Source organism: Methyloceanibacter sp. (assembly GCF_041573655.1).
Taxonomy (GTDB): domain Bacteria; phylum Pseudomonadota; class Alphaproteobacteria; order Rhizobiales; family Methyloligellaceae; genus Methyloceanibacter.
Genome location: NZ_JBFFQD010000021.1, coordinates 32,142 through 41,797 on the forward strand (window position 1 = coordinate 32,142; position 9,656 = coordinate 41,797).

The 9,656-nt window shown below is 63.8% G+C and carries 5 protein-coding genes; 3 read left to right on the plus strand and 2 right to left on the minus strand.

Annotated elements, in window-relative coordinates; all coding sequences use genetic code 11:
- Positions 1–158: 158 nt before the first annotated feature.
- The 3 genes from ABY454_RS06995 (at position 159) to ABY454_RS07005 (ending at position 4,449) form a co-directional block, all read left to right on the plus strand.
- Positions 159–1,499: a lytic transglycosylase domain-containing protein gene (locus tag ABY454_RS06995; protein WP_372929460.1), complete on the plus strand. Its 1,341-nt coding sequence runs from the start codon at positions 159–161 to the stop codon at positions 1,497–1,499.
- A gap of 76 nt (positions 1,500–1,575) precedes the next feature.
- Positions 1,576–3,177: a lytic murein transglycosylase gene (locus ABY454_RS07000; protein WP_372929461.1), complete on the plus strand. Its 1,602-nt coding sequence runs from the start codon at positions 1,576–1,578 to the stop codon at positions 3,175–3,177.
- Between the two features lie 72 nt (positions 3,178–3,249).
- Positions 3,250–4,449 carry a DUF459 domain-containing protein gene (locus ABY454_RS07005; RefSeq protein ID WP_372929462.1) on the plus strand — a complete coding sequence of 400 codons (1,200 nt, stop codon included), beginning with the start codon at positions 3,250–3,252 and terminating at the stop codon, positions 4,447–4,449.
- A gap of 20 nt (positions 4,450–4,469) precedes the next feature.
- Here the strand turns inward: ABY454_RS07005 and ABY454_RS07010 are convergent, their stop codons facing one another.
- Both ABY454_RS07010 and gltB read right to left on the minus strand, forming a co-directional pair.
- Positions 4,470–5,885 (minus strand): glutamate synthase subunit beta, encoded by a 1,416-nt coding sequence (locus tag ABY454_RS07010; protein WP_372929463.1) that lies wholly within the window; start codon positions 5,883–5,885, stop codon positions 4,470–4,472.
- Between the two features lie 149 nt (positions 5,886–6,034).
- On the minus strand, positions 6,035–9,656 hold a 3,622-nt coding region (gene gltB / locus ABY454_RS07015; protein ID WP_372929464.1), incomplete at its 5' end, for a glutamate synthase large subunit.

A 9,656-nucleotide genomic window follows, 5' to 3' on the forward strand; every position in this document is an offset into this window, starting at 1 on the left:
GTCCCCCAACAGCTTTGCGATAGCAAGAGCGAATTGCAGGTTATGCAACTGGGGACGGTGACCGGGGGCTGGCTATACCGCGAGAGCCTTTTTGCCTTTGCAGCGTCAAAACCACCCGTCACAATCGGCGCCCTAACGCGAATCGGTCGGGAACGCACATGTGGGAATCTTCGCTTAAGAGGGTAAGGGCCGCGCTTGCCTTATCCGCGCTTGCCTCCTTGTCTGCGCTCACCTTGGCCGCGCTGGTCCTGTTGCCGGTGCCCACAAAAGCTGATGCTGTCTCCGACTATCGGCGCGCGGTCGACGCGCGCTTTGGCCAATGGCTGCAAGATCTTTGGCCGGAGGCCGAAGCGGCGGGCGTCTCGCGCGCGACCTTCGATCGTGAGATGAAAGGTCTCAAGCTCGATTGGTCGTTGCCGCAGATCGAGCCGCCGGATCCGGCAGTTCCCGGCGGTCCCGCGCTGCCTGCGGCCATGAAGCCGAAACCGAAGCCGCAAGCGGAGTTCGGCGTGCCGCAGAACTATTTCAAGGCGCGCAGTCTGAACGGCCTGGCGGCGGCCGGCCGTGCCCGCTCCAAAAAACTCGCACCGACCCTCAAGGCAATCGAGGCGCAATATGGCGTGCCGGGGAGCGTCGTCCTTGCCATCTGGGGGCGTGAGACAGGCTTCGGCCGTGCCGCGCTGCCCCACGACGCGCTGACGGCGATTGCCACGCAAGCGTTCATGGGCCGGCGCGCGGACGAGTTCCGCCCGCAACTCATCGGCGCGTTGAAGATCATCGAACTCAAACATGCGACGCGCGCGCAGATGAAGAGTTCATGGGCCGGCGCCATGGGGCACGTCCAGTTTCTGCCTGGTGACGTTGAGAATTACGCCGTGGACTTCGACGGCAATGGTCGGCGCGATATTTGGAACTCGGTTCCGGATTCCTTGGCGTCGGCGGCCAACTCGCTCAAGAGCCAAGGTTGGGACGGCAATCAGCCTTGGGCCTACGAGGTGACGCTGCCGAAGAATTTCGACTGCACGTTGCAAGGTCCCGACCAATCGCTGCCGATCCGCGAGTGGATCGATCTTGGCGTCGAGCGGGTAAAGGGGCGGCCTTTTCCCAAAGAGCGGCTGGAGGACTGGACCTTCCTGGTCCTGCCAGCGGGGCTCAAGGGGCCTGCCTTTCTTGCCACAACCAACTTCTCGGTGCTGAAGCTCTATAACAACTCGGACGTGTACGCGATGTTCGTCGGCCACGTGGCGGACATGATCGCCTATGGCTCTCCGGCCGCCTTTGTCGGCAAGTGGAAGCCGGTGGAGCGGTTCACCCGCGACCGCATCTTGAAGTTCCAGAATGTCCTGGTGGCCGAAGGGCACGACGTGGGCAAGGTGGACGGCCTGGTGGGGTTCAAGACCCGGCAGAGCATCGGCAAGAAGGAGAAGGAGCTCGGCAAGCCGCTCACCTGCTACCCGAGCCATGCCCTGGTGAACCAGGTGCTGAAGGCGGCGAATTAGGGAAATCCCCATAAATTGGCGGTGATGTTGCCTAGGTTTCGCCCGCACCCGTTGCTAGGTTCCCGCCATGCGAATCATGAACATTTCTAAGGCCTTGATGTTTGGGGCTGTCTCGGCGTTCCTGCTGGCGCCTTCGGGGCCCGCCCACGCAGACAGGTTCCAGAACTGCGTGAAGGGCTTCTGGCCCGCCGCCAAGCGTGCCGGTGTCAGCCGGGACACGTTTCAGCGCGCCACGGCCGGCATCACCCGCGATAAAGAGGTGATCGAGGCGGCCAAATATCAGCCCGAGTACAAAAAACCGATCGGCGAGTATGTCGACCGCGCCATCTCGCCCAAGCGCCTCGCGACCGGCAAAGAGAAGCTCATCGAGTACAAGCCGCTGCTCGATCAGGTCGAGGCAAAGTATGGCGTCGACCGGCATATCGTGGTTGCCATTTGGGGCGTTGAGTCCAACTACGGCGACAACAAAGGCGAAAAGGGCGTCATCCAATCTCTGATGACGCTTGCCTGCTCCGGCACCAAAGCCAAGTTCGCGCGCGGGCAGATCGTCTCGGCGCTCAAAGTCCTGCAACGCGGTGACACGACCTTTGAGAACATGAACGGCTCTTGGGCCGGCGCCATGGGGCATACCCAGTTCATTCCGACAACTTATACGGCTTATGCCGTGGACTTCGACGGCGATGGCCGCCGCGACATCTGGGACACCATTCCCGATGCGCTTGGCTCGACCGCCGCGTATTTGCGCAAGTCCAGATGGAAGCCGGGCCAGACGTGGGGCTACGAGGTCAAGCTACCCAAGAAGTTCAATCCGAAGCGCGTCAGCCGGAAGACCTACCGGACTGTGGCGCAGTGGCAAAAGGCCGGGATCAAACGGATCAACGGAAAGCCCTTCCCGCGTCCAGGCGATAAGGCGCAGCTCTTTGCGCCGGAGGGAAAGAACGGGCCGGCATTTCTGCTCCTCAACAACTTCCGTTCGCTGCTGCGCTACAACCAAGCGGACTCCTATGCTCTTGCCGTTGGACATTTGGCGGACCGGCTCGCTGGCTATGGGCCATTTGTTCAGGCTTGGCCTACGGGTGAGCGGCGGCTGTCCATGGAGCAGCGCATGGAGTTGCAGCGTCTGCTGATCGCGCTCGGCCATCTTGAAGGCGATGTGGACGGCATTATCGGCAGCGGTACGCTGGAGGGCGTCAGGTCCTATCAGCGCGTCAAGAAGCTGCCTGTCGACGGCTATCCGACACAGACCATTTTGAAGAAGCTGCGTGCCGATGCACCACCGCTGCCACCCGTCGCGGACCCGGAACCCATCGGCGCCGTGACCCCGCCGCCTGCCGACCCGCAATCCGCCGCCCCGCAACCCGTTGGTGCTGCGAACCAGCAAGCCGCGCCTGCGATGCCTGCCCCGGCGCAAGCGCCTGCTGCGCCGGCTCCGGCGGCTGCTGTTCCGGCTCCGGCCGCTCCGGCTGCTCCGGCTGCGGCTGTTCCGGCCCCGACTGCTGCCGCAGCCCCGGCTGCGGCCCCGGCCGCGCCCGCAATGCCGGCGCCGCCGGCTTCTGTCGCGCCACCGCAGGCGCCTGCCGTCCCGGCCAATCAGCCGGCAAGTGTCGTCGTGCCGAAAAGTGCGCCCGCTGGGCAGCCTGTCACCATGACCCTCGAGCGCGCGCCCTCGGCGAATTGATGCTATAGGTTTGCTCTCGTTTCTGGAGAGGTCCGATTGACGATGGTTCTTAGTGCGTTCGGTCTTCGCCTGATGCGGGCTCTCATCGGAGCCGCCGCGTTCGGCCTTTTGCCCGCGCTCATGCTGGGGTTTTCCGGCCAGCCCGCACTGGCGCAGACCAACCAGACCGCTCACCGCAGCTACATCACGCCGTTTCCGAACGGCGATCGCTACCGGATCGTCGTGGTCGGCGACTCCCTCGGCGAGGGACTGTGGGGTGGCCTATATCGTGCCTTCGAGGCCGATCCGACATTGGACTTCATCCAGCGTTCCCAGAAGTCGACGGGGTTCGTGAACACCCGCCGCTACAACTGGAACGGGGAAATCGACAAGATTATGAAGGACGGCAACTACCAAGTTGCCGTGGCGATGTTCGGCGCCAATGACGCGCAGCCGATCAAGCAGGACGGCAAGGTGCTGAAGGTCGGCACCGAAGAGTGGCGTGAGGCCTATGGCGCGCGGGTTGAGAAATTCATCAAGAAGCTGCGTGCCGCAAATGTTGCGGTGTACTGGGTCGGCCTACCGGTGATGCGCAGCCCCGGCCAGAGTTCCAATGCAGAAAAGCTCAACGAGGTCTTCCGTGAGAAGGCGTTCGTCAACGGTGCCAAGTTCATCGATACGTGGGAAGGGTTCGCCGACGAGCAGGGCCGCTACAGTGCATATGGGCCGGACATGTCGGGCAAGTCGAAACGGTTGCGCGCCAATGATGGGAAGCACTTCACCATGCGCGGCAACGTCAAGCTTGCGCATTTCGTCGAGAAGGAGCTGCGCAAGGACATCAACTTGGCCAAGGCGGAGCGGAATATTCCTCTTGCGGGCAACGAGCAGGAACAGGCCAAGGTGAAAGACCGCTTCGTCGCGCCGAAGCCGGTGGCGCCCAAGAAGACGCAGAACGTTGCCGAGGGTGGCGAGGAAGAGGACGCGCTGCGTGAAAGCCAAGTCGGCGACGTCAGCGTGGTGAGGCCCACGGCGTTGCCAAGTGTGGCAGCCCCAGCCGATCGGCTCACGGCGCAGCAGGCCGCGACGACGACGGAGCCTGAGGTGATTACGAGCCAGCTGCCTGGCGGCTTCACCTCCATGGCGACCATTTCGGCCGTCACCGACCTCACGCTGGCTTCATCGCGGCCGCAACTGCCGCTGAAGCAGCGGCCCTATTACCGGGTTCTGATCCAGGGCGAACAGCTGGAGCCGAAGTCGGGCCGGGCAGACGATTTCGCCTGGCCGCCGAGCTAGGGTTCTCGGAGTCCCGGCAATTAGCGGGGCAGTGTCGTCGTTCCCATGAGTAATTTGTCGATGGCGTGCGCCGCCTGGCGGCCTTCGCGGATCGCCCAGACGACGAGCGACTGGCCGCGGCGCATGTCGCCGGCGGCAAAGACCTTCGGCCGCGAGGTCCGGTAGTCCAGCTCATTGGCCTTGACGTTACCGCGCTGGTCGAGATCGACCCCGAGATCCTCGATCATGCCCTTGTGCACGGGATGCAAGAAGCCCATGGCGAGGAACACGAGATCGGCGGGAATGGTGAACTCGCTGTCCGGAATCGGCTTCATCTGATCGTCGAGACGCACGCATTCGAGCTGCTCGACCTTGCCGTCGCCGAGAAAGCGGTTGGTTGCAACGCTGAAATCGCGCTCCGCGCCTTCGGCCTGACTGGACGAGGTGCGGAACTTCAGCGGCCAGTGCGGCCAGGTCAGCGCCTTGTTCTCCATCTCCGGCGGCTCTGGCATGATCTCCAGCTGCGTCACCGATGTCGCGCCCTGACGGAACGAGGTGCCGATGCAGTCGGAGCCCGTGTCGCCGCCGCCGATGACCACGACTTGCTTGCCGTCGGCGACGATCTCCTCCACGTCGCCTAAAGGCTCGCCCGACACACGGCGGTTCTGCTGCGGCAGAAATGTCATGGCGAAGTGGACGCCCGGAAGATCGCGGCCCGGCACGGCCAAATCGCGGGGCGCTTCCGACCCGCCGGCCAGCAGCACTGCGTCATGGCCGCGCTCCAGCTCGCCGATGGCGACGTCCTTGCCGACATTGACGTTGCAATGGAACGTCACGCCCTCGGCTTGCATCTGCGCCACGCGGCGTTCGATGACGTATTTCTCCATCTTGAAGTCCGGAATGCCGTAGCGCAGCAGGCCGCCAGGTTCGGCATGCTTCTCGTAGACATGCACGTCGTGGCCGGCGCGCGCGAGCTGTTGCGCGGCGGCAAGGCCCGCAGGGCCGGAGCCGACAATGGCCACGCGCTTGCCGGTGGTCTTCTCCGGCGGCTGCGGCTTGACCCAGCCTTCGGAGAAGGCCCGGTCGGCAATGGCGCACTCGATGGATTTGATGGTGACCGGCTCGTCGATGATGTTGAGCGTGCAGGCGGCCTCGCACGGAGCGGGGCAGATGCGCCCAGTCACTTCCGGAAAGTTGTTGGTCGAGTGCAGGTTCCGCGCCGCGTCCAACCAATCGTCCTGATAGACGAGGTCGTTCCAGTCCGGGATCTGGTTGTTCACCGGGCAGCCGGTGTGACAATACGGAATGCCGCAATCCATGCAGCGGGCGGCCTGGCGCACAAGCTCCGCCTCGCCCGGCGCAATCACGAATTCCTTGAAATGGCGCACGCGATCGGCGGCCGGCTCATAGCCCCGCTCCTGCCGCTCGATCTCCAAAAAGCCCGTGATCTTGCCCATTAGGTCACGTTCTCCGCCCCAAAATCTCAACCAAAGAAGCGCGAACAGACCCGCGCTCCCATTCTTCACTCAAGCGTATCGCATCTTCGCGTGGCAGGACCACCGGCCTGGCGCTTGGAGCTCCAGGGCGTGGCCGCATCCCTGCCTGGTTATTTGCCGTTGCCGCGCAGGCCGATCTCGATTTCGCCGAGGCTCGTGGCATCGGCGGCCTGCTGGCGCGCCATCTCCTGCAAGGCTCGCCGGTACTCGACCGGCATGACTTTGATGAATTTCGGACGATACGTGGCCCAGTTGTCGAGGATCTCCCGCGCGCGGGTCGAGCCCGTGTAGTGCAGGTGGTTCTCGATCAGCCGGTGCAGCCGCTCCTCGTCATGACGCGTCATGTCGGTCAAGTCGACAAGGCCGTGGCTCTCCAGATCGCCGCCCTGGTGGCGCTGCTGCTCCATCGCCTGGTTCTCGCCCGGAATCGGCTCGAGGTCGACCATGGCCATATTGCAGCGCTGCTCGAAGTCGCCGCTCTCGTCGAGAACGTAAGCAATGCCGCCGGACATGCCGGCCGCGAAGTTGCGGCCCGTCGGGCCGATCACCACGACCACGCCGCCCGTCATGTATTCGCAGCCATGATCGCCCGTGCCTTCGACCACGGCGATGGCGCCAGAGTTGCGCACGCCAAAGCGCTCGCCGCCGACGCCGCGGAAATAGCACTCACCGGCGATGGCGCCATACAGCACCGTGTTGCCGACGATGATCGATTTCTCCGGATCGATGCCGGACTCCTCCGGCGGCCGGACGATGATGCGCCCGCCCGACAACCCCTTGCCGACATAGTCGTTCGCCTCGCCGACGAGATCGAGGGTCACGCCATTGGCCAGCCAGGCGCCGAAGGCTTGCCCGGCGGAGCCCTTGAAGCGGATCCAGATCGTGTCGTCCGACAGCCCCGCATGGCCGTAGCGCTTGGCGACCTCGCCGGACAGCATGGCGCCCGTGGAGCGGTCGACATTCTTGATCGGCAGGTCGAGCTTGACCGGCTTCTTCTCTTCGAGAGCATCGCGGCAAAGCTCGATGAGCTTCATGTCGAGGACGCTCTCCAAGCCATGGTCCTGACGCTCGGTGTTTCTGATCGGCAAAGAGGCGGCCACGTCGGGCTTGTGGAACAGCTTGGTGAAGTCGAGACCGCGTGCCTTCCAGTGGTCGATCGCCTTCTCCTTGTCGAGCACTTCGCTGCGGCCGATCATTTCATCGAAGCTGCGGAAGCCGAGCGCGGCCATGTACTCGCGAACCTCTTCGGCGACATAGAAGAAGTAATTGATCACGTGTTCGGGCGTGCCCGTGAAGCGCTTGCGCAGCACGGGGTCTTGCGTCGCGATGCCGACCGGGCAGGTGTTCAGATGACACTTGCGCATCATGATGCAGCCCGCCGCGATCAGAGGCGCGGTGGAGAAGCCGAACTCGTCGGCGCCGAGCAGTGCGCCCACCACCACGTCGCGGCCCGTGCGCAAGCCGCCGTCCACTTGCACGGCGATACGCCCGCGCAGGCGGTTCAGCACCAGCGTCTGCTGAGTTTCGGCCAAGCCGATCTCCCAAGGGCTGCCTGCATGTTTGATCGAGGTGAGGGGCGATGCGCCCGTGCCGCCTTCGAAACCGGCAATCGTCACATGGTCCGCCATGGCCTTGGCCACGCCCGCGGCAACCGTGCCGACGCCGACCTCGGAGACAAGTTTGACCGAGACGTCGCCTTGAGGGTTCACGTTCTTCAGGTCGAAGATGAGCTGCTTAAGATCTTCGATCGAATAGATGTCGTGGTGCGGTGGCGGCGAGATCAGCCCCACGCCCGGCGTCGAGTGGCGCACCTTGGCGATGGTGGCGTCCACCTTGTGACCAGGCAGCTGGCCGCCTTCGCCGGGCTTGGCGCCTTGCGCCATCTTGATCTGCATCATGTCGGCATTGACGAGATACTCGGTCGTCACGCCGAAACGGCCCGATGCCACTTGCTTGATGGCCGAGCGCATGGAGTCGCCGTTCTCCATGGGCGTGAAGCGGTCCACTTCCTCGCCGCCTTCGCCGGTGTTTGACCGGCCGCCGATGCGATTCATGGCGATGGCCAGCGTGGTGTGCGCCTCGCGGCTGATTGAACCGAAGGACATGGCGCCGGTGGCGAAGCGCTTGACGATCTCGGAAACAGGCTCGACCTCGTCGAGCGGGATCGGCGTTTGCCCGATCTCGTCGGCGTTCTTGATGCGGAACAGGCCGCGCAGGGTCAGCAGCTGCTGAGATTGTTCGTTCACGGCTTCCGCGTATTCGCGGTATTTCTCCGGAAGCTCGCCACGCACTGCGTGCTGCAGGTCGGCGACCACCTCGGGACGCCAGGTGTGCGCTTCGCCGCGGACACGGAAGGCATACTCGCCGCCAACGTCGAGAGCATTCTTCAAGACGGGCGCGTCGCTGAACGCGAGCTTGTGCCGCTCCACGGTCTCCCGCGCGATCTCTTCGAGTCCGACGCCCTCGATCTGCGTGTTGGTGCCGGTGAAATACTTGGCGACGAAGTCCGAGTGCAGGCCTACCGCGTCGAAGATCTGCGCGCCGCAATAGGACTGGTAGGTCGAGATGCCCATCTTGGACATGACCTTCAAGGTGCCCTTGTCCACGGCCTTCATGTAGCGCGTGATGGCTTCTTCGACCGTCAGGTCTTCGTCGAGTTCCGGCACGATGGCTTCGATGGTCTCGAACGCCAGATAAGGATTGATCGCCTCGGCGCCATAACCGGCGAGCGTGCAGAACTGATTGACCTCATGGGTCTCGCCCGTCTCGACGACGAGACCAACGGAGGTCCTGAGACCTTCGCGGATCAAGTGATGGTGCACGGCGCTGGTGGCCAGCAGCGAGGGGATCGGAATGCGATCGGGCCCCGTCGCGCGATCCGACAGGATGATAATGTTGTCGCCCTCGCGGACGGCTTTCTCGGCTTCTTCGCACAGCGTCTCGAGCGCACCGGCCATGCCGTCGGCGCCGTCCTCGACCGGATAGGTCATGTCGAGCGTGACGGTCAGGAACTGATTGTCGGCGACCGCGCCGATGGCGCGGATGCGTTCCAGGTTCTCGTTGGTGAGAATGGGATGGGCCGCCTCCAGGCGCTTGTCCTTCAAGGTGCCTTCCAGGTTGAGAAGGTTCGGCCTCGGCCCGATGAAGGTCACCAGCGACATGACGAGCTCCTCGCGGATCGGATCGATCGGCGGGTTCGTCACTTGCGCGAAGTTCTGCTTGAAATAGGTGTGCAGCAGCTTGGGCCGGTCGGACAAAGGCGCGATCGGCGTGTCCGTGCCCATGGAGCCGATGGGTTCCTGACCCGTCTGGATCATGGGAATCATCATGAACTTGGCGCTCTCCTGCGTGTAGCCGAAGGCCTGTTGGCGATCGAGCAGGCTCACATTGGTGCGCGCCGGTGGTGCAGGGCTGCCCGGCAGCTCGTGCACGTGGATCTGCGTGCGGTCGAGCCATTGCTGATAGGGATTGGCTCCGGCCAGCTCCGCCTTGATCTCCTCGTCGGAGATGATGCGGCCCTTCTCCAAGTCTATGAGCAGCATCTTGCCGGGCTGAAGCCGCCATTTCTCGACGATCTTCTCTTCGGCGAAAGGCAGCACGCCGGTCTCCGAGGCCATCACCACAAGACCGTCGTCGGTCACGAAGTAGCGCGCCGGCCGCAAGCCATTGCGGTCGAGCGTGGCGCCGATCTGACGGCCGTCGGTGAAGGCCATGGCGGCAGGGCCGTCCCAC